Annotated in this window: 25 protein-coding genes and 3 pseudogenes; 22 read left to right on the top strand and 6 right to left on the bottom strand. The window is 70.3% G+C overall.

The window, feature by feature from the left end; all coding sequences use genetic code 11:
- Positions 1 to 199 precede the first annotated feature (199 nt).
- The gene (locus tag OG884_RS33060; protein WP_326639450.1) at positions 200 to 484 is read left to right on the top strand and encodes a DNA polymerase beta superfamily protein; all 285 of its coding nucleotides are present in this window, start codon (positions 200 to 202) and stop codon (positions 482 to 484) included.
- Positions 485 to 493: 9 nt separating this feature from the next.
- On the opposite strand, the gene OG884_RS33055 is transcribed toward OG884_RS33060, so the two are convergent.
- Positions 494 to 1,663: an MBL fold metallo-hydrolase gene (locus OG884_RS33055; protein WP_326639449.1), complete on the bottom strand. Its 1,170-nt coding sequence runs from the start codon at positions 1,661 to 1,663 to the stop codon at positions 494 to 496.
- 234 nt (positions 1,664 to 1,897) lie between these two features.
- On the opposite strand from OG884_RS33055, the gene OG884_RS33050 reads away from it, so the two are divergent.
- Together OG884_RS33050 and OG884_RS33045 are read left to right on the top strand one after the other, a co-directional pair.
- On the top strand, positions 1,898 to 2,317 hold the full coding sequence (locus OG884_RS33050) for an endonuclease V (RefSeq protein WP_326639448.1): 420 nt from the start codon (positions 1,898 to 1,900) through the stop codon (positions 2,315 to 2,317).
- Entirely contained in the window at positions 2,314 to 3,294 is a 981-nt protein-coding gene (locus tag OG884_RS33045; RefSeq protein ID WP_326639446.1) for an ankyrin repeat domain-containing protein, read from the top strand. The genes OG884_RS33050 and OG884_RS33045 overlap by 4 nt, the downstream gene beginning before the upstream one ends.
- Positions 3,295 to 3,340: 46 nt before the next feature.
- On the opposite strand, the gene OG884_RS33040 is transcribed toward OG884_RS33045, so the two are convergent.
- Positions 3,341 to 4,597, bottom strand: a complete 1,257-nt coding sequence (locus OG884_RS33040; RefSeq protein ID WP_326639445.1) for an RNA-guided endonuclease InsQ/TnpB family protein — start codon at positions 4,595 to 4,597, stop codon at positions 3,341 to 3,343.
- 104 nt (positions 4,598 to 4,701) lie between these two features.
- Between OG884_RS33040 and tnpA the strand changes: the two are divergent.
- Positions 4,702 to 5,060, top strand: a pseudogene (gene tnpA, locus OG884_RS33035) (IS200/IS605 family transposase).
- A gap of 126 nt (positions 5,061 to 5,186) precedes the next feature.
- A complete protein-coding gene (locus OG884_RS33030; protein ID WP_326639444.1) occupies positions 5,187 to 5,735 on the top strand; it encodes a hypothetical protein in 549 nt (182 codons plus the stop codon).
- Positions 5,736 to 5,748: 13 nt separating this feature from the next.
- Here the strand turns inward: OG884_RS33030 and OG884_RS33025 are convergent, their stop codons facing one another.
- The 3 genes from OG884_RS33025 to OG884_RS33015 are packed head-to-tail and all read right to left on the bottom strand — an operon-like array spanning position 5,749 to position 9,429.
- Entirely contained in the window at positions 5,749 to 6,972 is a 1,224-nt protein-coding gene (locus tag OG884_RS33025) for a M20 metallopeptidase family protein (RefSeq protein ID WP_326639442.1), read from the bottom strand.
- Positions 6,969 to 8,150 (bottom strand): amidohydrolase family protein, encoded by a 1,182-nt coding sequence (locus OG884_RS33020; RefSeq protein WP_326639440.1) that lies wholly within the window; start codon positions 8,148 to 8,150, stop codon positions 6,969 to 6,971. The genes OG884_RS33025 and OG884_RS33020 overlap by 4 nt, the downstream gene beginning before the upstream one ends.
- Positions 8,140 to 9,429 (bottom strand): glutamine synthetase family protein, encoded by a 1,290-nt coding sequence (locus OG884_RS33015; protein WP_326639438.1) that lies wholly within the window; start codon positions 9,427 to 9,429, stop codon positions 8,140 to 8,142. The genes OG884_RS33020 and OG884_RS33015 overlap by 11 nt, the downstream gene beginning before the upstream one ends.
- Before the next feature lie 174 nt (positions 9,430 to 9,603).
- Between OG884_RS33015 and OG884_RS33010 the strand changes: the two genes are divergently transcribed.
- From OG884_RS33010 to OG884_RS32940, 17 genes and pseudogenes are all read left to right on the top strand, one after another.
- Positions 9,604 to 9,768: an SDR family oxidoreductase gene (locus OG884_RS33010; protein WP_326639436.1), complete on the top strand. Its 165-nt coding sequence runs from the start codon at positions 9,604 to 9,606 to the stop codon at positions 9,766 to 9,768.
- A 225-nt stretch (positions 9,769 to 9,993) separates the two neighbouring features.
- A complete protein-coding gene (locus OG884_RS33005) occupies positions 9,994 to 11,307 on the top strand; it encodes an ABC transporter substrate-binding protein (RefSeq protein WP_326639434.1) in 1,314 nt (437 codons plus the stop codon).
- 19 nt (positions 11,308 to 11,326) lie between these two features.
- Positions 11,327 to 12,073, top strand: coding sequence for an ABC transporter ATP-binding protein (locus tag OG884_RS33000; protein ID WP_326639433.1), 747 nt, complete (start codon positions 11,327 to 11,329; stop codon positions 12,071 to 12,073).
- Positions 12,070 to 12,801, top strand: a complete 732-nt coding sequence (locus tag OG884_RS32995; RefSeq protein WP_326639431.1) for an ABC transporter ATP-binding protein — start codon at positions 12,070 to 12,072, stop codon at positions 12,799 to 12,801. Before OG884_RS33000 ends, OG884_RS32995 begins: the two co-directional genes overlap by 4 nt.
- A complete protein-coding gene (locus tag OG884_RS32990; protein WP_326639429.1) occupies positions 12,788 to 13,663 on the top strand; it encodes a branched-chain amino acid ABC transporter permease in 876 nt (291 codons plus the stop codon). The genes OG884_RS32995 and OG884_RS32990 overlap by 14 nt, the downstream gene beginning before the upstream one ends.
- Positions 13,664 to 13,668: 5 nt before the next feature.
- Positions 13,669 to 14,667, top strand: a complete 999-nt coding sequence (locus OG884_RS32985; RefSeq protein WP_326639427.1) for a branched-chain amino acid ABC transporter permease — start codon at positions 13,669 to 13,671, stop codon at positions 14,665 to 14,667.
- Entirely contained in the window at positions 14,664 to 15,989 is a 1,326-nt protein-coding gene (locus OG884_RS32980) for an ArgE/DapE family deacylase (RefSeq protein WP_326639425.1), read from the top strand. Before OG884_RS32985 ends, OG884_RS32980 begins: the two co-directional genes overlap by 4 nt.
- A 275-nt stretch (positions 15,990 to 16,264) precedes the next feature.
- A complete protein-coding gene (locus OG884_RS32975; RefSeq protein ID WP_326639424.1) occupies positions 16,265 to 17,218 on the top strand; it encodes a MurR/RpiR family transcriptional regulator in 954 nt (317 codons plus the stop codon).
- Between the two features lie 126 nt (positions 17,219 to 17,344).
- A complete protein-coding gene (locus OG884_RS32970; RefSeq protein WP_326639422.1) occupies positions 17,345 to 17,488 on the top strand; it encodes a hypothetical protein in 144 nt (47 codons plus the stop codon).
- Positions 17,489 to 17,637: 149 nt separating this feature from the next.
- On the top strand, positions 17,638 to 18,060 hold the full coding sequence (locus OG884_RS32965; RefSeq protein ID WP_326639419.1) for an Hsp20/alpha crystallin family protein: 423 nt from the start codon (positions 17,638 to 17,640) through the stop codon (positions 18,058 to 18,060).
- A gap of 223 nt (positions 18,061 to 18,283) precedes the next feature.
- A pseudogene (locus tag OG884_RS37720) lies at positions 18,284 to 18,409 on the top strand (fructose 1,6-bisphosphatase); the annotation flags it as partial.
- A 9-nt stretch (positions 18,410 to 18,418) separates the two neighbouring features.
- A pseudogene (locus OG884_RS37715) lies at positions 18,419 to 18,508 on the top strand (fructose 1,6-bisphosphatase); the annotation flags it as partial.
- 30 nt (positions 18,509 to 18,538) lie between these two features.
- Positions 18,539 to 18,922, top strand: coding sequence for a dsRBD fold-containing protein (locus OG884_RS37710; protein ID WP_442811752.1), 384 nt, complete (start codon positions 18,539 to 18,541; stop codon positions 18,920 to 18,922).
- Positions 18,923 to 19,604: 682 nt separating this feature from the next.
- The gene (gene iscB / locus OG884_RS32955; RefSeq protein WP_326639416.1) at positions 19,605 to 20,996 is read left to right on the top strand and encodes an RNA-guided endonuclease IscB; all 1,392 of its coding nucleotides are present in this window, start codon (positions 19,605 to 19,607) and stop codon (positions 20,994 to 20,996) included.
- Positions 20,996 to 21,535, top strand: coding sequence for an OsmC family protein (locus OG884_RS32950; RefSeq protein ID WP_326639415.1), 540 nt, complete (start codon positions 20,996 to 20,998; stop codon positions 21,533 to 21,535). Before iscB ends, OG884_RS32950 begins: the two co-directional genes overlap by 1 nt.
- Positions 21,536 to 21,768: 233 nt before the next feature.
- Positions 21,769 to 22,647, top strand: coding sequence for a fumarylacetoacetate hydrolase family protein (locus OG884_RS32945; RefSeq protein WP_326639414.1), 879 nt, complete (start codon positions 21,769 to 21,771; stop codon positions 22,645 to 22,647).
- A complete protein-coding gene (locus tag OG884_RS32940) occupies positions 22,640 to 23,542 on the top strand; it encodes a dioxygenase family protein (RefSeq protein WP_326639412.1) in 903 nt (300 codons plus the stop codon). Before OG884_RS32945 ends, OG884_RS32940 begins: the two co-directional genes overlap by 8 nt.
- A gap of 199 nt (positions 23,543 to 23,741) precedes the next feature.
- Here the strand turns inward: OG884_RS32940 and OG884_RS32935 are convergent, their stop codons facing one another.
- Positions 23,742 to 24,452 (bottom strand): nitroreductase, encoded by a 711-nt coding sequence (locus OG884_RS32935; protein WP_326639410.1) that lies wholly within the window; start codon positions 24,450 to 24,452, stop codon positions 23,742 to 23,744.
- Positions 24,453 to 24,469 lie beyond the last annotated feature (17 nt).

Below are 24,469 nucleotides of genomic sequence, written 5' to 3'. Positions count from 1 at the left end.
TCGGGGATCGGTCGCCCCCCGGCTCCTCCCACCCGCTCCCCCGGCCGCTCGCGGGATGCCCGTACGCCCGTCGGACACGGCGGACGAGAAGGGCGGACTTCAACCGGAGCCATTCGGGAGGCGTGCGCTCCGCACCTGGTCGACGAGCGTCCGGGAAAACCAGTACCGGCGCCGGGGGCGGGCCTGGCAGGCTGCGCGGATGGAAGTACGGTACATCCCGGATCACTCGGTGCTGTCGGTGGTGGTCGGCTCGCGGGCGTACGGGCTGGAGAGCGAGGATTCCGACGTCGACCTGCGCGGCGTTCACCTGCTGCCGCTGGAGGAGGTGGTCGGCCTGCGGACCGGGGAACTGGAGGAGGCGCGGGACGTCTCCCGCCTTCCCGACACGCGCCGTCGGCGGACGCGGTACACAACCTCGTCGTCCGCGTCCGTCTCTCAACGAGAACCGCGAGGGCCTGACGGCCGCCGGAGCACCGGTATGTGAGCTCCGCGTTCAGAGTCTCGGAGAGGGAGCGAGCGGCACCTGTCGCGGCCGGCGGCCTGTCTCGCCGCCGTGCAGCAGCTCCCACCAGCTCTCCAGCAGGGGGACGTCGGCGGTGTCGACGCGCTCACCCGGGCGGGGGACGGCGAGGCGGACGTCGCGGGCCTTGGCCTCGCGCCAGAGGCGGTCGACCGGCTCGGCCCAGGGGTGCGTGGCCAGGGTGAAGGTCGCCCAGTGGACCGGGAGGAGCAGCCTGCCGCCCAGGTCGAGGTGGGCGTCGACCGCCTCCTCCGGGTTCATGTGGATGTCGGGCCAGGCGGCGTTGTAGGCGCCGATCGGCATGAGCGTGAGGTCGAACGGGCCGTGCGCGGCGCCGATCCCGGCGTAGCCGTCGAAGTATCCGGAGTCGCCGGCGTAGAAGACCTTCCGCTCCCGGCCGGCGATGACCCAGGAGCCCCACAGGGTGACGTCACGCCTGAGGGTGCGACCGGAGAAGTGACGGGCGGCGGTGGCGACGAACCGCAGGCCCGCGACGCTCGCCTCCTCGTCCCAGTCGAGCTCGACGATCCGCGAGGCGGGCACGCCCCACCGCTCCAGATGGGCACCGATCCCCAGCGGCACCAGGAAGGGCGCGGTCTGCAGCGCGAGCAACCCGCGTACCGTCGCGCGGTCGAGGTGGTCGTAGTGATCATGCGAGATCACGATCGCGTCGAGCGGCGGAAGGCCCGCCAGCGGCCCCGGCACCGGGTGCAGGCGCCGCGGACCGACCAGCCGGGTGGGGGAGGCACGCCTGCTCCACACCGGGTCGACGAGCACGCGACGGCCCTCGATCTCCAGCAGCGCGGTGGCGTGACCGTACCAGATGACGCTCAGCCCAGCCGGGGACGGCCCGCCGGCCGGTGAGGTCACCACCGGGACCGGCGTGGCCGGGCGGCGCTCCTCTCGGTTGCGGAGCATGTTCCAGGCGGTCTTCCGCGCGGTCTGCGCCGAGGGCGCGAAGACGCCGGGCGTGGAGTTGCGGAAGAGGCCGTCGTGGAACTGTGGCGAGCGGCGCATCCGCTCCAGCCGCTCCCCCTTGGCCCTGCCCCCGAGTTCCGCGGGGATGTCCTTCAACGCCCATCCGGCGGCGGCCAGTGCCAGCCCGCCCACGAGGAGACGCCCGATCGATCTGCTGCCCGCCATGCGGCCCACGCTCCTGAAGTCGCCAGTGCCTGCAGAACGATCTCGACTCCGCCGCTGTTCCCGTCACCTCCTGAGCGAGACCCACGCCCAGCATCACGAAACCCCCGGGACCAGAGGGCACCGCTGGGATCAAGACATCGCGCGGCGACGCAACCGGTCACTAAAGAAGATGAACAATCCAGAAATATGACGTCATACACTAAAAGTAGCGATCATGTAGTCATGAAGGCACAAATGCCGCGCACTATCATGGAGGCCGAAGCCATCCAGGACGAGCTCAGCGCACTGCTCGACCTGACCGGCCCCGGTCCCCGCAGTCCGGCCAAGGTCGCGGGAGTGGACGTCGTCGGCAAGACCGCCTTCGTCGGCACCTATCCCGAGCCCGCGCCCGAGCGAGGATCGTGGACCGACCTGACGCTGGACGGCGACGTCGTCGGTCGCGTGCTGCGCACCCGGCACGGGGTCAAGCCCGTCTTCGTCTCCACGGGACACCGCGTCGACCTCGCCACGGCCTGCCACAACGTACTCAACCTGACGCCCCGCTACCGCCTTCCCGAGACGACCCGAGCCGCCGACCGCCTCTCACGCGAGGCACTGATCGAAAACTGTCGTCCGGACCTGATTGGATCCGCTCAATACGATGAAATGGGATGAAAGTGAGCGACAACGAGTGGGCCGAGGACATCGACGCGTGGCGCGACACCAACCTGGCGCAAATCCGCCGGCGGCTGGCGAGCGGGTTTGATCCCGGGCAGTGGCTACCGTGGCTGCGCACGACGCCCCTGCACCGGGCCGCTCAGGAGGGTGCCGTCCAGGTGATCGAGCTGCTGCTGGCCTCGGGCGCGAAGGTCGACCCCGTCGACGCCGACGGTGCCACCCCGCTCTGGGAGGCCGTGCGCCACGGCTGGGACGACGCCGTGCGGGTCCTGCTCGCCGCGGGCGCCGACCCCTGGCGGCCGTGCATCGCGGGCCGATCCCCCGGCTCCCAGGCGCTCTTCACCGAACTGGCCGACCTGTTCGCCCATCTGCCCGGGGCCCCCACCGTCAGCCCCAGGCTCCGCGAGCTCCAGGACACCGTCGACGCGATGATGTTCTCGTACGAGGACTACAACGAGGGACTGTGCGTCGCCTTCGTCGGTGAGGTGACCGAGGACGAGGTCATCCGCCGCCTGGGTGCCGTGCCGGAGTCATGCCCGCCGCTTTCGGCCGGTGAGCTGTGGAGTGCCGAGCAGGCCTCCCTCGTGGAGGTCATGCGGGTGGCCAGCCCGCCGGGGGGTGGGGTGGTGCTCTTCCAGTCCAACGGCATCCTGCCGGTGCACGACGGGGTCGGCCGTGCCGTCACCTCGGGCGGCGGGGTGCTGGCCGGTGCCTTCCCGTTCGCCAGCACGTCCGTCGACATCTGGCGGGACGGGTTCCCCGCCGGACGGCCCTCGGTGCACGAGCAGCTCTCCGACAGCAGCATGGTCGAACTGTGGATGTGCCGTTTCGGTGACTGCGGCGCCCACCCCTCCACCGCGACCGAGCGCGCCCTGGGTCTGATGACGCTGCTGACCTCCACCTACATCACCGAGGAGTGGCTGTGGAGCGCTCCGATGAGACTGGTCCCTGTCACGCTACGGCGAAATGGTTGAACTCCTCCCCTGCCTGGGAGCCGGAGACTCTCCCGTCGCGTCGCGGTTAAGCGGCGCGCGGGGGTTGACGCTTCGCAGACCGGGTAACCCCGAGGTCTCCACGTCCTGACACCACAGTTCCTGCGGCGTTCTTGATATTGATCGCGGCGTTGGTGTCGGCATGCCCGACCCAGCCGCACGCGGGGTTGGCGCAGGCGTACCGTATCCCATCCCGGGCCGCCGGGTCACGATGGCCGCACCGGTGACAGGTCTGCGAGGTCCCCCGCGCGGGGACCTTCACCACCTGGCCGCCCCGCTCGGAGGTCTTGTACTCCAGCAGGGTGACCGTCCGGCCCCACGCCTGCCCCGCGATCGAGCGGTTCAGCCCGGCCTTCCGCGCGACGTTCACGCCGGGGTTCTCGACCGTGCCCCTGGCCGAACGCATCATGTTCGTAATCTTCAACTCCTCCACCACGACCACGCTGAAGGTGGCGGCGAGTTCGGTGGTGGTCTGGTGCTGCCAGTCGACGGCTCGGCGCTTGGCTCTCGCGCGCAGGCGGGCCATCTGGTCGTAGGTGCGGGCCAGCCGATGCGAGGCCGGCTCCGCGCGATGCCGGGTGCGCCGCTGACGGGCCGCTTTCTTCTCCAGCCGGCGCAGGTGTTCCCTCTCGCCGTTGCGAAGCCAGGGTGCGTGCTCACGCATAGTGCCGTCTGAGAGGGCCAGCGCGACCGTGATCCCCCGGTCGATGCCGACCCGCGGGCCCTGGTGGGCGACAGCGGGTTTGGCCAGGGTCTCGGTGCGGAACACGACCTGCCAGCCGTGGGCGTCCTTGACCAGCCGCGCTCCCGTGATCCGCCCGGCAGCACCGCCCCTGGTGAGGCCGGGCAGGTCCTTGGTCCACCGAAACCGCACCCGCCCGACCTTGGGGAGATTGATCGCGCCCCAGCGCCGGTTGACCCGCTTGATCTGCAGATCGCGGGCCTGCGGGACGTCCACGGCCAACCGGGTCCGTAGGCGGCCCTTGAAGGTGGGCCGCTTGGCCGGATGGTCGGGGTTGAAGAAGTTCGCCCACGCCTGCCGATACGTTCTCAGCACCGCTTGCGCCGCCTGGGCGGGCAGTTGTCCCATCCAGTCGATCTCGCGGCGGGCTGTGCGGATCGCCGCGTCGCAGTCCTTCACCGTCGCGAACCGGCCTTGGCGGAAGGTGAAGTACTCATGCAGCAGGTTCCACAGCGCGCGGGCGGTGTGCGCCTGACCGTCCAGCACGGCCACCTGGTCCGCGCCGAGGTCGAGTCGCGCCACGTGCGCACGAGCCTGCCTCACCAACTCCACACCGTGATCGTGTCCTTCGGTTTGCGTCACCGTGATGGAATCCAAACCCCGAGGCACGCACCGGACGCCATGTTGTCTGCACCCCCCACGCACACTTGATGTTCGTGACGAGGCACCGGCGTGGGGTGTTCACCGACCCGATGCCGACCCGCTGCGAGGAACTCATGCGCGAGGTCCGCGCCGGCTTCGAGGCCGAACTTCGCGAGTTCAACGGCGCAGTTCGGCCACGCCCACCCGCTGGTCCACCACCCGCCGAAGGTCGCCCCCTCCAAGCTCGTCAACTCAACTGAAAGGCATCCCGGCGCGGATGCTCGGCAAGGAATACGGCGCTCAGGTCCGCCGGTACCTGTGGGGCGAGCATTTGTGGTCCGGCTCCTACTTCACCGCAAGCGTGGGCGGCGCACCGCTCACGGTCCTCAAGCAGTACATCGAACAGCGGAAACGACCCGTGTGAGCCGACCTGCTCACGGGCACGGAAGGCCAGGGCACGCTCGCGCCCTGGCGAGCACTCCCGCGTGGGTCTTCACCTCCGGCGTGAACACCGGAGCACCGACCCACAGTTCGGTAGAGTCGCACAACGATGAGAATGCACACGATCACCGCGCTCTGGGAAGACATACCCGACGATGCCGACGACCTCGTCCTGGTACGCGGCGGGTTCCGGGTCTATCTGTGCCTGTGCGGCAGGCCGCTGGCCGACAGGGCGGCGGCCGAGCTGCACGCGTCCGAGACCGACCAGTGCACCACCTGCCTGGGCAGCACCGTCGAGAACATCGTGCCCGACTTCTCCCAGCAGTGCATGGCCTGCGCCGGCACCGGCCGGCGCAGGGCACAGCTGACCTGGCAGCTCGCCCACGCCGAGGCCGAGACCGTGATCACTGTCGAGTTCGTCCGCGAGCTCATCGCCGACCTCACCGAGCCGTTCCGGCTCTCCGAGGTGGCCGACCTGGTCCGCGACACCCTCAACCTCCCGGTGGGCCGCCTGCCGGTCGGCCCGCGCGTCCGCGACATCCTGCGCACCCTGGAGGCGAGGGGCGAGCTCGTGCTGCTCTCCGCCCCCGACGAACTCCTGCGCGGTACCTCGGTCATGCTCTACCGCGACCCCTATTGGGAACACGCCACCGGCTGAGCGTCCTTCGCGGCTACCCCCGCTCCGCCGCCGCGAGGTAACCGGCCAGCATGGCCAGCGCGACGTCGCGCACCGCCTCGTCGCCGGGCAGGAAGCCGGCACTGTGCATGCGTGTGTCCGTTCCGTCACCGACCCCGACGAACATCATCAGGCCGGGCAGCACGGCGGAGAGATAGGAGAAGTCGTCGGCGCCGAAGGACAGCAGCGGCCGCGAGAGTGTGAGGCCCAGGTGGGTCAGGTGGGCACCGGCGCGGCCGGCGAGCCCGGAGTCGTTGTACAGGACCGGCTCCCCCCGGATGATGCTCACCTCGGCCTCGCAGCCGTGGGCCCGCGCGACCAGGTCCGCGACCTCCTCCAGCCGGGCGTGCACCTGGTCGCGGATGCGTTCGCTCAGCGCCCTGACCGTACCGCCGGCCGTGGCCTCGTCGGGGACCACGTTGGGGGCGCTGCCGGCCGCCAGTGTGGAGATGCCGAGGACCGCCGAGCTGGTCGGGTCGACGTCGCGGCTGACCACCCGCTGCAGGGCGACGACGACGTGCGCGAGCGCGAGGACCGGGTCGCTGGTCAGGTGGGGGTAGGCGGCGTGCCCGCCGCGGCCCCTGACCACGACCGTGAACTCGTCGGCGGCGGCGTTCACCGTGCCGGGGGTGGCGGCGACCTCGCCTCGCGGCAGGGTGGGCTGGACGTGCGCGCCGATGATCGCGGTGATCTGGTGCTCCGCCAGCGACGGTGACCCGGCGATGTCGCGGGCGCCGGAGGGATAGGTCTCCTCGCGCGGCTGGAGCATCGCGACCAGCGGGGTCGCACCGGGGGTGTCGCCGACCGCGTGGCAGAGCGCCACCAGGGCGGCGAGGTGCACGTCGTGCCCGCAGGCGTGCATGCGGCCCGGCCTCCTGGACGCCCAGTCGGCGCCGGTCCGCTCGGTCACCGCCAGCGCGTCGAGTTCGGCCCGTACGGCGACCGCGGGCCCGGGGCCGCCCACGCGCACCAGCGCGCCCGTACCGGCCACCGCGTCCACGGGGTGTCCGGGCAGCTCGGCCAGGATCAGGTCGCGGGTCGGCCCCTCCTCGCCCGACAGGTCCGGGAGGGCGTGCAGCCTGCGGCGTAGCGCCGTCGCGGCGGGCAGCCGCCGTTCCAGCGCGGGCAGGAGCCTGGCGGCGACGGAATCCACAGGGGTGGAATCCGCAGGGGTGGAGTCGGCGGGGGCGGGGGCGGGGGCGGAGAGAGGCTCGATCATTCGGCCGATTCCAGACCGTAGACGCGCAGGGCGTTGTCGACACCGATCATGGTGGCCACCCGGACGGCCTCCTCCTCGGCCCACTCGCCGGCGTCGACCCACCCACGTAGTGCCCGGCCGAGCCCGCGGCGGAACAGTTGCGCCCCCAGCATGTGCAGCTCCGCGGGGCCCCAGGCGTCCGAGGAGAACAGGATCTTGGCGAACGGCGCGAGTTCCAGCGACTCGGCGATCAGCGCGTCCGACCGGCTGCCGGTGTAGTTGACGCCGAGGCCGACGTCGAAGTAGACGTGCGGGAAGACCTGCGCGAGATAACCGGCGTTGCGGTGGTAGGGGTAGCAGTGCAGCAGCAGGATGTCCACGCCGTGCGGCTCGATGAGCTTCAGCCAGCGGGTGAGCAGCAGCGGGTCACACATGTGCAGCTCGACGTCGGGGTCGCCGTAGCCCGCGTGCAGTTGCAGCGGCAGCCCGCGCTCCACCCCGGCCCAGAGTCCGAGGCGCAGCAGCACCGGGTCGTCCACCCGCCACCGGCCGCTCGCCTCGCCTGCGGACAGCCAGCGGCCCGCTGCCAGGGCGACCTCCCGGTCGCCGGGTGGTGCCGGGTCGAAGGCGAAGCCGTGCCGGTAGGCGACGATGCTCTTGAGGCCGACGGCGTCGGCGGTGCGGCGCTCCAGTTCCTCGCGGAAGCGGCCCGGAAACTCCGCGGCCGAGACTCCCGAGGCCGCCACCTGCTCCAGCACCCGCTCGATGCGGACCACCTCGTGCGCGGGCCGCCCCGACGCCTCCGCCATCCCAACCGGGTCCAGGACGTCGTCGCCCCGATAACCGGTCTCCAGCAGGAAGCGGCCTATGCCGCTGGCCGCCAGCAGCAGCCGGTTCACCTCGGCCGCGCCGAGTTCGGTGCGGCGCGCCAGGTACTCCTCCGGCGAGGCGTGGGCCGGCAGGCCGAGGACCGGCGCGCACCAGCGGCGGATCGCGAAGCCGAGCTGGGAGTCGAACTGCGTCATGAACGCCGGGATCGGCCGGTCGGACTCGGTCACCAGCGTCTCGAACTCACCGCGGCCGAGGTCTCCCGAGGAGGCACCGTGCACGTGGTGGTCGACCAGCGGCAGGGTGGCGAGCACGCTCTCCAGACCGCCGATCGCGTCCTCTGGGCCGGCGGGGGAGTTCTCAGTAGACATCGGCGACCTTCCGGCAGAGCTCGTGGTCGGGCAGTCCTTTGACGCAGGCCAGCTCGGCCCGTCGCACGGTGAGGAACGTGTGGAGCAGTTCGTGGGGGAACCAGCCGCGGGCGACCTCGTCGGCCTCCAGCGCGGCGAGCGCCTCCGGCAGGGAGCCGGGGAGCGCGGGCTCTTCGGCCAGGTCGGCCTCGGTGGCGGTCTCCGGCCACACCCGGGCGGGTTCGGCCCCGGCCAGTCCCGCGAGGCCCGCGCGGATCAGGACGCCGAGTACCAGCCACGGGTTGGCCGTGGCGTCCGCCGCCCGGTACTCCAGGTGGAGCTGGGCCGCGGGGTCCGCGCCACCGATCTCGACGGTCGGCGCGATGCGCAGCAGCGCCTCGCGGTTGCGCTCGGCGAGGAAGACCCCGCCGGCGCTCCACCGGTGCGGGGTGAGCCGCAGGTAGGAGCCGACGCTGGGAGCGGTGACGGCCACCAGCGCACCGGCGTGCCGCAGGATTCCGGCCGCGAACCTGGCCGCGGTCGAGGAGAGCCTGCCGGGGGCTCCGGCATCGAACATCACCGGGTCGCCGCCGACCTCGCGGAGCGAGAAGTGCACGTGGACGCCGTTGCCGACGCCGTCGGGCTCGGCCAGCGGGACGAAGGTGACCGGGTGCCCCCGGCGGCGGGCGAGGTCGCGGACGAGTTCGCGCAGCAGGACCGCCCGGTCGGCGGCGACCATTCCGGAGGCGGGCCGCAGGGTGATCTCGAACTGGCCGTCCCCGTATTCGGGGAGCCAGCTCTCCGGCTCCAGCCCGGCCGCCTCCAGCAGTGCGACCAGGTCGGTGCCGAACGGCTCGGCGCCGCGCAGGCGCTGGAAGGAGAACGGCGGTGCCTCGGCCTGGCCCGCGAGCATGAACTCGTGCTCGAAGGAGGCGTTGATCTCCAGGCCCGCGATCTCCTTCAGGTCCGCCAACGCGCGGGTCAGGAAGCCGCGCGGGCAACCGGGCCAGGGGCTGCCGTCCAGGCCGGTCTGGTCGGCGAGGTAGAGCCGGGTGCCCGGCACCGGGCCGTCGTCGGGCAGGTCGACGGCCGTCGCGGGGTCGGGGAGCAGCCTCAGGTCACCCACCGAGCCGAAGACGTTGTCGTCGGCCAGGTGGCCGAAGCAGGTGAGCGCGAGGTTGGCGGGGACCCACCCCACCCCGGTGCGCAACGTCTGGTCCAGCCGGGTCACCGGGATCGCCCGGCCCCGCACCTGGGCCGCGAGGTCACAGGTCGCCACGAAGGCGCTCCCTGTCGTCATCGGCTCTCTCCTCCCAGTCCGGTCCGCACCCCGCGTCCCGGCAGCCCTAAGTGAAACATACGATTCACATGTATGGTCAAGACGGCGATATGAAACTTAGCATGCGTGTTACCTGGCAGCCCTGACAGAAATGGCCAGGTCGCATGTGTCGAGCCGGCAGGAGACCACTCCCGTGTGGCGACACCGGTCGCCGGGCAGCCGGTGCACCGCATGGGCACGCCGGCGGAGGTCGCGCGGGCGTGCGTGCTCCTCGCCGATCCGGACTCCTCCTTCATCACGGGGAGTGTTCTCGACGTGGACGGTGGCTTCCTGGCCGGAACGGCCCTGCCACCGAGCTGATCCGTGTTTTACGAGATCACAGCGGCGCGGCGGATCGAGTTTAAGTAACAAACCTTTTGCGGGGCTAGTCTTTACCGCAAGATGCAACGTACGTTTCAATTGTCGACAGTGACAGAACGTTGCATAACCGACATGTGATGCCCTCCGGCATATCCCGCATGCGTTCGTCCCCTCGTCCCCTCGTCCCCTCGTCCCCTCGTCCCACAGACGCAGAGAGGCTTCACCGTGGCCCGTTCCCCCTTCCTCAGTCCCCGGACGCCCGTCAGGGCGGTCACCGCCATCGCGGTCACCGGTGCCCTGGCGGCGCTCACCGCGTGCTCCTCCTCCGCCTCCCCCGCCACCTCCGCCGCGGAGACCGGCGGCGAGGCCGGTACGAAGGAGATCCAGATCGGCCTGCTCGCCCCGCTGACCGGGGGCCTGGCATCCGACGGCCTGGGCATGAAGCAGGGGGCCGAGCTGGCCATCAAGCAGCTCAACGAGGCCGGTGGCGTCAACGGATACACGTTCAAGCTCAAAGTCGTTGACGTGCAGAGCCAGTCCAACGACGCGGTGACCAAGGGGGTGCAGACCCTGACCGACGACGAGTCGGTGAAGGCGGTCGTCACCGGCTACGCGTCCACGTCCAACTTCGAGATCGACGAGTTCGCCGCGGCGGAGAAGCTCTACCTCATCGGCGGCAACACCGCGCAGACCCAGGCGATCATCGAGAAGGACCCGGCGAAGTACCCCACGGTCTGGTCGATCACCCCTGACTACGACGCCTACGGCACCGAGCCGGTCGACCTGGCCGACTCCTGGGCCGAGCAGGGGCTGTGGAAGCCGCGCAACAAGTCGGCGTTCATCGTCCGCTCCGACAACCCCTACAGCGAGAACATCGCCGACGGCCTGGTCAAGCACTTCAAGGCAAAGGGCTGGAGCATCGCCGGCCAGGAGAAGGTGCCGTTCGGCACGGTCAACGACTGGGGCACGGTCCTCGGGAAGATCCGCTCCGCCGACCCCGACTTCATCGTCAACACCGACTACCAGGTCTCCAACGAGGCCAGCTTCCTGCAGCAGTTCCTGCAGAAGCCCACCGAGTCCCTGGTCTTCATGCAGTACGGCCCCAACCAGCCCCAGTTCTTCGAGCTGACCAAGCAGCAGGCCGAGGGCGTACTGTTCAACAACCTCGCGGGCATGGTGCCCTCGCCCAGCTACGCGCCGGCCGCGCAGCTGCAGAAGGACTGGAAGGCCGCGTACGGGACCGACAACGTCGACCCGCAGGGCGTGATGACGTACGTGGAGACCATGATCTACGCCGATGCGCTGCGCGAGGTCGGCGACCCCGACGACGCGCTGGCGATCGGTGCCGCCATCGGCAAGAGCGACAGCGAGCGGGCGTCCGGGCGGATCGCGTTCGACCAGGCCACGCACCTGGCCAAGCAGGGCGACGACTACGTGCCGCTGCAGTCCTTCCAGTTCCAGGCCGAGAAGCGGGTGCTGATCGCCCCGGAGAAGTACAAGTCGGGCTCCTTCCGGCTCCCGCCGTGGATGAGGAAATGACGGCGGGACAGGTCGCGTCGTGAGTGAGAACGCGCCGGTCATCCTTGCCGCGCACGAGGTCGGCAAGTCGTTCGGCAGCCTCAAGGCCGTCGACGGCGTCTCCATGTCGGTGACGCGCGACGAGGTCTTCGGCCTGGCCGGTCCCAACGGCGCGGGCAAGAGCACGCTGTTCAACCTGCTCACCGGTATCCCGATCCGGCCCGACTCCGGAAAGGTGATCTTCAATGGCCAGGAGATCCAGAACCGCTCGCCGCGCTGGATCGCCAAGGCCGGCCTCAAGCGCACCTTCCAGACCGAGGCCGTCTTCGAGTCGCTGAGCGTCAGGGAGAACGTCCGCATCGGCTCGGCGTACGGCGGCGCGGGCAGGGCCGCGCGCTGGAACCCCGCCCGGTGCCGGGAGGCGCTGGACGCGGTGGAGCTCGGCGGCGACCTGAACCGCCCGGCCGACGGGCTGTCGCTGATCGACCGCAAGCGCCTGATGATCGCCTGCGCGCTGGTCAGCGGCCCCTCGGTGCTGCTGCTCGACGAGCCGGCGGCCGGCCTCGACCCGGCCGACCAGGACGCGCTGATCCGCCTGCTGGCCGGGGTGCACGGCACGGGCGTCACCATGGTGATCATCGAGCACGTGCTGTCGGTGCTGGAGGCGCTCGCCGACCGGATGGCGGTCCTCGACAGCGGCCGGATCATCGTGACCGGCCGACCGGCCGAGGTCCTGTCCGACCCGAGGGTCGTCGAAGCCTATCTGGGACCGGGGGCCGCGCGATGAGCGATCTGCTGACCGTGGAGAACCTCACCGCAGGCTACGGCCAGGCGAAGGTGCTGCGCGGCATCTCACTGCGTGTCGGGGAGAACGAGGCGGTCGGGCTGCTGGGGCCGAACGGCCACGGCAAGACCACACTGCTGCGCTGCGTCTCCAACCTGCACCGGACCACCTCCGGCACGGTCACCTTCGCCGGCCGGGACACCCGGGGCGAGTCCCCCGGCAGCCTGGTCAGGCGCGGGCTCATCCACGTGCCGCAGGGCTCGCGGCTGTTCCCGCAGCTGACCGTGGAGGAGGCACTGCGGCTCTCGGCGTCCTCCAGCGGGCACTCCTCGACCTGGCGGGACGGGATCGACCAGGTGTTCTCGGTCTTTCCCAAGCTCAAGGAGCGGCGCCGGCAGCTCACCGGCACGCTCAGCGGCGGGGAACGCCAGATGGCCAGCCTCGGCATGGGCCTGATGGCCCGGCCCACGCTGCTGATCCTCGACGAGCCCACGCTGGGCCTGTCGCCGAAGGTCAAGCACGAGCTGAGCGAGTGCATCGTGCGGGTCCGCGCCGAGGTGTCGTCGGTCATCCTGATCGACGGCGACATGGACCTGGTGCTCGACCTGACCGACCGTTACCACGTCGTCCTGCACGGCGACGTGGTGGACAGCGGCGTGTCGGACGGCAGCCGCAGCCGCGACGAGATGATGTCGCTCTTCCTGGGAGGGACCGCCGATGGACGGCATTAGTGTCATCGTGACGAGCACGCTCGTCCTCGGCGGCCTCTACATGCTCATGGCGGCGGGGCTGACGCTGATCTGGTCCACGCTGAAAGTCTTCAACTTCGGGCACGGCGCGGTGATGATGTTCGGCGCCTACCTGACCTGGACGCTGCTGGACACTAGCGGGCTGCCGGTGGCGGTGGCGCTGATCGGCGCCGTGGCGGCGATGGCGCTGATCGGGGTGGCCTACGAGTTCCTACTGGTCAGCCCGTTCATTCGGCGCCCCAATGGCGACATGCTGGTGATGGTCGCCACGCTGGCGGCCACGATGCTGCTGCAGAGCGGCGCCCAGCTGATCTGGGGGCCGGAGATCAAGCAGCTCCCGCCGTTCGGGGGCGCGCGCGTCGAGGCGGCCGGGGCGGTCGCCCAGGGCACCCAGCTCGTCACGATCCTGCTGGCCCCGCTACTGGTGGGCCTGCTGGCCCTGGTCCTCAAACGCACCGGCATCGGGCTGACCGTACGGGCGCTGGAGCAGAACCGCGAGCACGCCCAGCTGCTCGGCATCGCACCCCGCCGGGTCTACGTCTTCGTGGTCGTGGTCGCGGTCGGCCTGGCCACCGTGGCCGGGGCGCTGCTCGGCAGCATGCAGTTCATCTCCCCGGGCATGGGCGGCGACCCGCTGCTGCGGGCCTTCGTGGTGCTCGCCTTCGGCGGGGCCGGCAGCCTGGCCGGTACCATCGCCGGCGCGTACGCCATCGGTCTGCTCGAGGCCGTCACCACCTACTACTTCGGGCTCTCCTGGAGCCCGGTCCTGGTCTTCCTCGCAATGATCGTGATCATGCTGGTCAAACCCGAGGGACTGCTGCGGACCAAGGTGAGGAGCGCGTGAACGTCATGACCAATCTGCGCTCCTGGGCCGGCTGGCCCGCCTACGCGCTCGTCCTGGTGGCCCTGCCGCTGGTCTTCACCGACCCGCACGCCCGGCTGCTGCTGATCCTCTTCACCATGTACGGCGTGCTCGCCATGAGCTGGAACCTCACCCTCGGTTTCGCCGGCATCTTCAACTTCGCCCAGATCGGCTTCTTCGGCATCGGCGCCTACACCACGGGCATCCTGGCCACCCGCACCGGCATCGACCCGTGGCTGGCCCTGCCGATCTCGGGGCTGTCGGCCCTGCTCGCCTCGCTGGTGGCGTTCCTGCCGGTGCTGCGGCTGCGCGGCATCTACGTGGGCCTGGCCACCTACGTCTTCTCCCAGCTCTGCATCTACCTGGTGCTCGGGCAGGCGGGCCTGACCGGCGGTTCCAACGGCATCGTCGGCATCCCCCGCCTCAGCCTGGGCGGCACCAGCCTGCGGGCCGACGGCCGGATCGGTTACTACTTCCTCGGCGCCGCGCTGCTGTTCGCGGTCACCGTGCTGGTGCGGGTGCTGACCCGCTCGACTCTGGGCATGTCGCTGCTGGCACTGCGCGACAACGAGGCGCTGGCCACCAGCCGGGGCGTCTCCCGGGTACGTCAGCACCTGATCGTCTTCATGATCGGCGCGGCCGTGGCCGGGGTCGCCGGTAGCTTCAACGCCTTCCTCAACGGCGTGGTCAGCACCGACGTCTTCGGCTTCGGCTACCTGACCCTGCTGCTCAGCATGATCTTCCTGGGCGGCAGCGGCAGCGTCTACGGGCCGATCGTCGGCGCCGTGGTCGTCACCCTGGTCTCCGACGTGCTGCAGGACGCCGGGGCCTGGCGCGACATGGTGATCGCCATGCTGATCCTGGTGGTGCTCTGGATCGCCCCCAAGGGCCTGGCCGGCATCGCCAACTCTGTCCTCACCTCGCTCCGGCGCCCCCGCCTGCCTGCTCCGGAGCCCCTCCCCACCACCGCGAAGGAGACCGCATGACCACCGAACACGACGTGACCCGCCAGGTGCTGAAGCAGGTCGACCTGCTCGCCGAACGGATGGTCTCCAGCCTGGCCGACGCGATCGCCATCCCCAGCGTCAACCCGCGCTACCCCGGCCAGGAGTACGAAAAGATCGTCGGCGCGGAGGGCGACGTCAGCGCGCTGCTCGGCGACCTGTACGCCGAGGCCGGGGCCGAGGTCACCAAGGTCACCGTGGAGCGGGGCCGCGACAACGCCTGCGGCGTCGTGCCCGGCACCGGCGGCGGCCGGTCGCTGCTGCTCAACGGGCACGTCGACGTCGTACCGCCGGGCCGCCTCGACCGGTGGCGCGGCGACCCGTTCCGCGCCCAGGTCACCGATGACGCGGTGATCGGGCGCGGCGCGACGGACATGAAGGGCGGCCTGGTCGCCGCGGCCTACGCGGCCCTCGCACTACGCAGGGCCGGTGTGCGCCTGGCCGGCGACCTGGTCCTGCAGGGCGTCGTCGGCGAGGAGGTCGGCGACCACGAGGCCGGCACCACCGCGGTACTGGAGGCCGGGTTCGGCGCGGACGCGGCCATCGTCTGCGAGCCGTCCGGGCAGGCGGGCACCCTGCCGGCGTCGGTGCCGGTGACACCCGGCCTGCTCTGGTTCAGCATCTCCCTGGAGGGCAAGACCGCGCACTCGGGGCTGCGGGGCATGACCGTGCACCCGACCCTGGAGGGCGACGCGCTCGGCGTCAACACCGTCGACAAGTTCTGGGTGATCTACCAGGCGCTGCGTGCCCTGGAGGACGACTGGGCCCGGCACAACCGGCACCCGCTCTTCCCACCCGGCTACTTCAACCTGCTGCCCGGCGTGCTGCGCGCCAACCCTTCGGGGATCCTGGTGCCCTTCTTCCTCGCCGACGAGCTGGTCGTGGAGTACTGCGTCTACCACCACCCCGACCGGTCCAACGAGGAGGTCATGGCCGAGATCGAGTCCCGGGTCATGGACGCCTGCCGCACCGACCCGTGGCTGCGTGAGCACCCGCCGGTGTTCGAGTGGAAGCTGCTCTGGCCGCCGTACTCGCTGCCCGAGGGCGCCCCGCTGAGCGCGGCGCTGGTCGGCGCGCACACCACGGCGACCGGCGGGCAGCCGCCGCTGACGACCGGCTTCATGGGCGTGTGCGACCTGACCTGGATGGACCGCAAGGGCATCGGCGGCCTGGTGTACGGTCCGGGCGTCGGCTACACCGCACACGCGGAGAACGAGTACGTGGAGATCGCCCAGCTGGTGCAGTCGGCGAAGACCTACGCGCTGACCGCGATCGACTGGTGCGGGCTCTCGGACGAGCGGTGAGCACCGGACGGCCGCGAGGCTGGAGACCGCCGGTGGGCGGTGGGCGATGGGCCGCGAACGGCGGATGAGCGACGGACGGCCGGTGAGCGGATCACGGGCGATCGGTGCGCGGGCGGTGCGCGACGGACGGCCGCCGGGCGGATCGCGGACGATCGGTGCGCGACCTGAGGACGGTGCGTGGCCTGAGAGCGGCGTTCTCATTTCGTACGGTTCGTGGCATGATCCCTACCTGGCGACACGCCGCGCGAGCCCGCGGCCGTCCCGGAGGAGGCAACATGCTCGGCACCCCTGAGCCGCGCACCGTCGCGGCCCAGCTCCGCGACGTGCTGCCCAAGCTGCCCCGTGCGGAGCAGCGGGTCGCCCGCACCCTGCTCGCCGGCTACCCGACCGCCGGTCTGGAGCCGCTGGCGACCGTCGCGAGTCAGGCCCAGACCAGCCCGGCCACCGTGCTGCGGCTGGCCTACCGGCTGGGCTTCGAGGGCTACCCGGAGTTGCAGCAGGCGCTCAAGCGCGAGACCCAGCAGCGCTACTCCTCTCCCCTGGCCCAGTACGGCAGTGCCGAGGAGGACACCGGCAGGGTGCTGAGCCGATCCCGCCGGGTGCTGATGGACGCCACCGCCATGACCTTCGACCAGCTTCCCGAGGGGGAGCTGGTCAAGGCCGCGGAACTACTGGCCGACCCCGGCCGCCGCATCTCGGCGGCCGGTGGCCGGTTCAGCACCATCCTGGCCCACTACCTCATCGCCCACCTGCACCAGTTGCGCCCCCACGCGACGTACATCGCCGGGTCCACCGCCGACCACGCCGCCCACCTGCTCGACATGGGCCGCCGTGACGTGCTGGTGCTCTTCGACTACCGGCGCTACCAGCGCGAGACGATCGCCTTCGCCCGAGCCGCCGCGGCGCGCAACGTGAAGATCGTGCTGCTGACCGACCCGTGGCTGTCGCCCGCCGCCACCGTGGCGGACGTCGTGCTGCCCGCCCAGGTCCGCTCGCCCTCACCGTTCGACTCGCTGACCCCGGCGGTCGCACTGCTTGAGACGCTGGTCGCCGCCGTGGTCGAGCAGCTCGGCGAGGCGGGCAGGACCCGGGTGGCCGAGTACGACCAGATGGCCGACGACGTCCTGCGTGAGGACGACGGGCCGCTCAACCCGACCGGTCCCGGCGCCGACGCCGAGCGTGCCGAGCCGCCCCGCAAGACCCGGACGGCCGCGGAGACCCGCTCGTGACAGTTGCGGTCGACCACAGAGTCTGCCGAGGGATCTTCCGGTGAGGTAGGGCCGAAGTACGGCGGGCCCCATACGGTCGCTACCAGGGGACGACCCGGCTGACAACAGCGCGTTACGCTGTTGCGCATGACCATGCCGGAGCTTCTTTGGGTCGAGGTGGAGCCGCTCCCCCACCTCAACGGTGACATCGAGTCGATCCTTGAGTCGGTTATCGGCGGGCGCTTTGTCGATCATGATGTTGGGTCACCGCGTCACTCGAATCGCGCCTGAGCCACGGTTCGAACGATGTCGGCGGCTTTCCGGCGTCGGCACGGCGGCCAAAAGACCTACGCGTTAGGGACCTCTGGCTGCTGTCTCCGAGTCCTGCCCGGTGATGAGATGGAGATGTGGGAAGCCCCCCAGGAGACAAGGAGGACACCATGAGCATGCCGATGCGCCGCGAGCAGCGAGGCCTCGTCCCCGATCTGTTCGACTGGCTGGACGCTCCCCTCGCCGCCCTGCGGTCGCCGGTGGCGCAGCCCATCAAGTTCGAGGACTACGTCAAGGACGGCCGCTATGTGCTGCGGGCCGAGTTGCCGGGAGTCGACCCTGACAAGGACGTCGAGATCACCCTGTCCAACGGCGTCCTGACCGTCCACGCCGAGCGGCATGAGGAGCAGAGGGAGCAGCAGCGGACGGAGTTCCGCTACGGCTCCTTCACCCGGTCGATCACGCTGCCCAGTGGCATAGACGAGAGCGATGTCAGGGCCTCCTACGACAAGGGCGTCCTGGAGATCAATGTCAAACTCGCCGACACCACGCAGGAGGGAAAGCACATCCAGATCGAGTCCACGTCCAAGTAAGAGTCCTGACGGATCGAGCGGACCCACTTGGCATGACGCGGGTCCGCTCACGACTCGCGGTGATCTTCCGCGTGCGGGGATCCGAACTGGTCACCGGCACCCGCCCGTCGCCCGGCAGGAGTGGCAGGTACGGAAGTCCCACCTGGTCGGGGCCTTCTGCCCTATCCGTAAACGGGGTCCCTGACCAGCGTGGAAGGCAGGACAATCCACGGGGGCGATCGTCGTGATCACTTTAAGTGTCATCAAGGCCGACACCGGGGGGTTCGTCGGTCATTCCGCGGTGCACCCGAACATGATGGCCGAGGCCCGCTGTGAGATCGACCGGGCGACCGCCTCGGGTCTGCTCATCGACGGTCACGTCGCCGGCAAGGACGTCGGCAAGGATGACCCGGTGATGATCGTCCGCTGCCAGTTCGGGCTGCCCGCGGTCGGCGAGGCGCTGGACCCCGATGACCACCGAGATCGCGACACCCGTCGGATGATCCGCCCGACCGCCCGACCGCCCGACCACCCGGGCGGTCGGCACATGATCGGGCTCGATCGGGCTCGCCACCTGCACAGGAGCAGGACACCACGAACACCCATTCGATCGGAGGTTCCTTCCATGGAAGCCAAGCAATGGACCGTACAGATCCACATCACCGAAGAGGGCGACGACACCTCCGCCCGGGCAGTCCTGTCCACCAAGGACGACACCCAGCTGACCGGGGTCGGTCACGCGCGTCGCAGCCCGGTCGACCAGCCGGTACCAGAGATCGGCGACGAACTCGCGGCCGCCCGCGCGCTGGCCGACCTGGCGGACAAGTTACGTACCGTCACCACGGAGGACATCGCCCAGGCCACCGGGCCCACCTCATGGTGACGCCCCCTCGCCTCGGGCCACCGGAATCAGCATGACCGCGCCGTCCGCCTCGGCCACGCCCCCGCGGACGGCGCGCCCCTTTCCCCCGGCATTCCTCGACACCGGGGCGGTCGCGGCACACATCCAGACAGTTCGAACTCCGCCCCGTCACGGGAGACGTACCCGGCACCACTGATTCCGATGAGCCACAGCATTCGATCGGACAGCCCGGTCAGCAGAGGAGGAAGGGCCATCATGTCACCGGACGGGCGGCTGAAGGCAGGCGCCTTGCGAGAGCGCGGATACATGGCCTGGGCACAGGCGACGAACGACCGTGCGGCACCTCGTACCCGGCCTACGGAGCCCGAACACACCCGTGGAGTCACCCGTCAACGACCCTGGCCTAAAGGCCAGGGCTTGAGGTGCCACACCGCGCACTGATAGCCCCGCGTTGACCAGCCCAAGTCGATCGTCTTGAAGGAGGTGCATTCGATTGACTACGTTTCACGTAGGTCAGCAGACCCACCAGTCCGTGCTTCCTCAGCGGGCTGCTCTGGAATCCGCGTCAGCAGACACGCCCGAGGGTGGGCACGAAACGGGACGCGGACACCGCTTCAGCGCGGTAACCGGCGTGGAACCTGGGCGAGGGGAGACCACGGCAGACGGCACCCGTCTGCCGCGGCGTCACCCTGAAGACACTGCGGTGTCCGAGGGAGCGAACCGTGAGGTTCACCCGGTCGTGTTCGTCCTGGACGCCCGCGGCCACCCGCTCGACCCCTGCCACCCCGCCCGCGCCCGCCGTCTGCTGGCGGCCGGTAGGGCGGTGGTGGTCCGCCACACCCCGTTCGTCATCCGGCTGCGCGACCGCGTGGCCGCCGACTCCGCCGTCCACGGCGTGCAGGTCGGTATCAACCCCGGTTCCAAGCACACCGGCCTCGCCGTGTTCGCCGACCATGGCGGGAGCCGCACCGGCCTGTACAGCATTCAGCTTGACCATCGGGGCGGGCGGATCCGCGACAGGCTCACCGCCCGTGCCGCGTTGCGCCGGGGCCGCCGTTCCCGGAACCTGCGCTACCGCGCCCCCCGGTTTCTCAACCGCACGAAACCGAAGGGGTGGCTCGCGCCATCCCTGCGACACCGCGTCGACACCACCCTGTCGCAGGTGGCGCGGCTGACCCGGTGGGCGCCCGTCACGGCCGTCCACGTGGAGAAGGTCTCCTTCGACACCCACGCCCTCTCGGCGGGCAAGCCCCTCGAAGGGGTGGAATACCAGCAGGGCACCCTGGCCGGGTACGAGGTCCGCGAATACCTGCTGGCCAAGTGGAGGCGCGCCTGCGCCTACTGCGGCGCGAGCGGTGTACCGCTCAACCTCGACCACATCCACCCCCGCAGCCGGGGCGGCTCCGAGCGCGTCAGCAACCTCGCCCTGGCCTGCATCCGGTGTAACCAGGCCAAGAACGCCACTCCGATCGAGGATTTCCTCAAGAGAAAGCCCGCCCTCCTGACGAAGATCCTCAAGCAGGCGAAGGCTCCGCTGCGCGACGCCGCCGCCGTCAACACCACCCGCTGGGCGCTGTGGCAGGCACTGAAGGCCACCGGCCTACCTGTGGCAGCCGCCTCCGGCGGTCGTACGAAGTGGAACCGGTCCCGTACCGGCGCCGCCAAATCGCACACGTTGGACGCTTTGCACGTCGGCTCGCTCGACACCGTGACCGCCTGGCCGTCCACGGTCCTGGTGGTCAAGGCGACCGGGCGCGGCACCTACTGCCGTACCCGCACCGACCGCTACGGCTTCCCCCGGCTACGACTCCCCCGGATCAAGCACGTCAAGGGGTTCGCCACCGGCGACCTGGTCCGCGCGACCGTCCCGACCGGCAAGAAGGCCGGAGTCCACACCGGACGGGTCGCGGTCCGCACCACCGGAAGCTTCAACATCACCACCCGGCACGGCACCGTGCAGGGCATCGGCCACCGCCACGTCCGCCTGCTCCAACGAGCCGATGGCTACGGCTACACCACCCATCCGGAAGCGCGGCACCGTGCCGCGTTTCCTCCCCCGCCTGAAGGCGGGGGTATCCACGCTGGAGGTATCTGATGAAACAGAACCGGAACGGCACGGTGAAGACCGCCTGGCACGGCGGCGACCGCTTTGACGTTCAGATACGCCGCCATGCCGTCCGCATCGACCAGCCCACGGACTTCGGCGGAGGCGACACCGGTCCCGTCCCGGTCGAGCTGTTCGTCGGGAGTCTCGCGGCCTGCGTCGCCCATCGCGCCGAACGCTACCTTCACCGATGCGAGCTACCCGCCGGCGTCACCGTGACCGCCCACTACGACCTGGGGCTACGCCCGGCACGGGTCAGCCGGATCGATTTGGTCGTCGACGCTCCCGGCCTCCCCGAAGGACTTCGGGAATCGTTCATCACCGTCGTCGAGCACAGCACCGTGCACAACTCGCTGCGGCTGCCGCCGGAGATCACCCTGCAGATCCGCAGCGCGGAAGGCGACCCCGTCCTCAGGCGGATGGGGCGGGCCGCTCGCACATGGCGGCGGGACACAGCCAGGAGGCGGTCCACCTGGAGATCCCCGGCACCGGAGGGGCACGAGGCCACGAGCCTCATCCGGGGGCTGTGAACTGCCGGTCGTTCCGTCGGTGCGCTCAGTTCTTCACCTCCCCGTGTGCCAGGCGGCCCTCTTCCGACTGCGCGAGAAGGTGGTCCGGCTCCTCGTACGTGATCTCCTGCGCCGCCGCCATAGGGCGACCGGCGATGCGAGGGCCTCCACGCCGACGAACAGTCCGGCGAGGGTCGCCGCCGACACCTCGCTGAAGCGTTCGAGCATGAACACTGCTATGACATACGGACATCATGCTCGTGGCCCTCACCGGCCAGGAAGGAAGGCCCATGCGGCTCATCGGCTATCACCAGGGCGATGCCGTCCATGTCGGGCGTCGCCTCGACGACGGCCTCATCGAACCCCTGGGAGACGTCCTCTCCTTCTGGCGGGACCCCTATCCGGCCGTGTCGAAGGCCTCCGGCGGCGTTCCTCTCAAGCAGGACGATCTGCGACTCGCGCCCCCGGTGCCGCCGTCCGCCCGCGTCCTGTGCGTCGGCCTGAACTACCGCGCCCACGTGGACGAGGGACCGTTCACGGTCCCCGATCACCCCACGATCTTCGGTCGATGGACCCAGTCGCTGTCCGTGGACGGCACGCCCGTGAGCGTTCCGGTCGACGAGGACGGCCTCGACTGGGAGGTCGAACTGGCCGCCGTGATCGGACGCCCCCTCAGGATGGCCGACGAGGCCGAGGCGCTCGACGGTGTCTTCGCCTACGCGACCTTCAACGACATCACGGCCCGTCGCGCGCAGAAGCTCACCACCCAGTGGACCCTGGGCAAGAACGCCGACAACAGCGGCCCGCTCGGGGACCTGGTCACCGCCGACGAGGTCGGCGACCCCAACGCCGGTCTCCGGATGACCACGAAGATCAACGGTAAGATCACCCAGGACGGCTCAACCGACCAGATGATCTTCTCCGTGGGCGCGATCCTCTCGTTCATCAGCCGCACGTTCACGCTCCGGCCCGGCGACGTCATCGCCACCGGAACGCCGTCCGGGGTCGGCTATGCGCGTACCCCCCCGTGGCTGCTGCACGACGGCGACGTCGTCGAGGTGGAGGTCGAGAAGCTGGGCAGCGTCCGTACTCCAGTGATCAACGCAGAGAACGCAGAGGACTCGCATGAGTGAGACCGTGACCACCGGGCACGGCCTGGCCGGCGGCCACCCCGTGACCGAGCAGGTCGTCGACCAGCTCCGGGGTGCGGACACCCGACTGATGACCATCATGGAGAGCCTTATCCGTCACCTGCACGGCTTCGTCGAGGACGTGCGGCCGACGGCGGCCGAGTGGGAGGCGGGACTCGCCTTCCTCGCGCGTACCGGCTCGTTCTGCACGCCCACCCGGCAGGAGTTCGTCCTGCTCTCGGACATGCTGGGACTGACCACGCTCGTCGACGACGTGAACAACCAGGGACCGGCCGACATGACGCCGAGTTCGGTGGAGGGGCCCTTCCACTCCGCGGCCCCGCCGCGCGAACTGGGCGACCTCATCGCCGCAGGCCCCGAGTGGGGCCGGGCGGAGAGCGCCGTGATCCACGGAACCGTGCAGGACTGCCACGGGAACCGTCTGCCGGGTGCGACCCTCGACGTGTGGCAGGCCGACGACAGGGGCCACTACGACACCCAGGACGACGAGCAGCCCGAAGGCAACCTGCGCGGCCTGTTCACCACCGACGAGAACGGCGAGTACTGGTTCCGCACCGTGAAGCCCGCCAGCTACCCCGTGCCGATGGACGGCCCGGGAGGCGACATGCTCCGCGCCATGGGACGTCATCCCATGCGCCCCGGCCACCTCCACATCCGCGTCGAGGCACCCGGCCATCACACGCTGACCACCCACGTGTTCGTCAACGACGATCCCTACCTGGACTCCGACGCCGCCTTCGCGGTCAAACCGGAGATCATCGTCGACTTCGAACCCCGCGAGGACCAGACCTCGATCGAGCGGTACGGGATGGGCGGGCCCTACCTGGACGTCACGTTCGACATCAGGCTCGCCACCGAGTCGGAGATGAAGAGGTGACCACACAGACGAGCGCACGGACGAGCGCACGGGTGACACCTCTCGACCGGGCACCGGCCTACGGCGCGGCACGCCATGCGGGAGTGACGCCGCTGGTGACGATCTCCCCGAAATAAGGCGATCGGCATGCTCCCCTCCGCCTGAGGGGAGCATGCGTCGGAGGGGAGCATTCGTCGGTGGCCGCCGGACCGTTCGGCGGTTACCGGTCGCGCCAGTCGACGACGTTCGCCGGCTCCTCGCGGCCCGCTCGGTAGGAGTTGGCCGGGTGTTCCGTGTCGGAGTGGCCGAAGGAGACGCCGCAGACGATCACCCGGTCGTCGGGGATCTCGAAGTGCGCGCGCACGGTGTCCGACTGCATGGCGATGGCGGCCTGCGGGATCGCCGAGATGCCCAGGCTCTCCGCGGCCTGCAGGAGGGTGGCGACATAACCACCGCAGTCGATGTAGCCGTAGGGGCCGAGCGACCGGTCCGAGGTGATCACCGCGACGTGGGGCGCGCCGAAGAAGCGGAAGTTCTCCAGGAGCTGGCGGTCGCGCCCCTCATGGTCCTCGCGGTCGATGCCCAGGCTGTTGTAGAGGCCGTGGCCCGCCTCCCGCCGCCGCGTCCGGTAGACGCCGCGGTACTCCTCGGGTCCGGGGATGTCCGAGCGCATCGGCCGGGTCGAGGCGGCGGCGTACAGCTCGGCGCGGAACCTCTCGGTCGCCTCACCACTGGTCAGGATCACCTGCCAGGCCTGGGAGTTGCACCAGGAGGCGGTGCGCTGGGCAAGGGCGAACATCCGCTCGATCAGCTCCGCCGGCACCTGCTCGGGGCGGAAGGCGCGGCAACTGTGCCGCGCCGTCAGGATCCGCTCCAGCGCGTCGTCGAGCCTGATGACCGGATCGTCCCGGCCGGCCTCTTCGACGGTCATGTCGGCAACGCTCCTTG

It is taken from the genome of Streptosporangium sp. NBC_01755 (genome assembly GCF_035917995.1).
Taxonomy (GTDB): Bacteria; Actinomycetota; Actinomycetes; order Streptosporangiales; family Streptosporangiaceae; genus Streptosporangium.
This window is presented reverse-complemented; position numbering and strand designations above follow the sequence as displayed.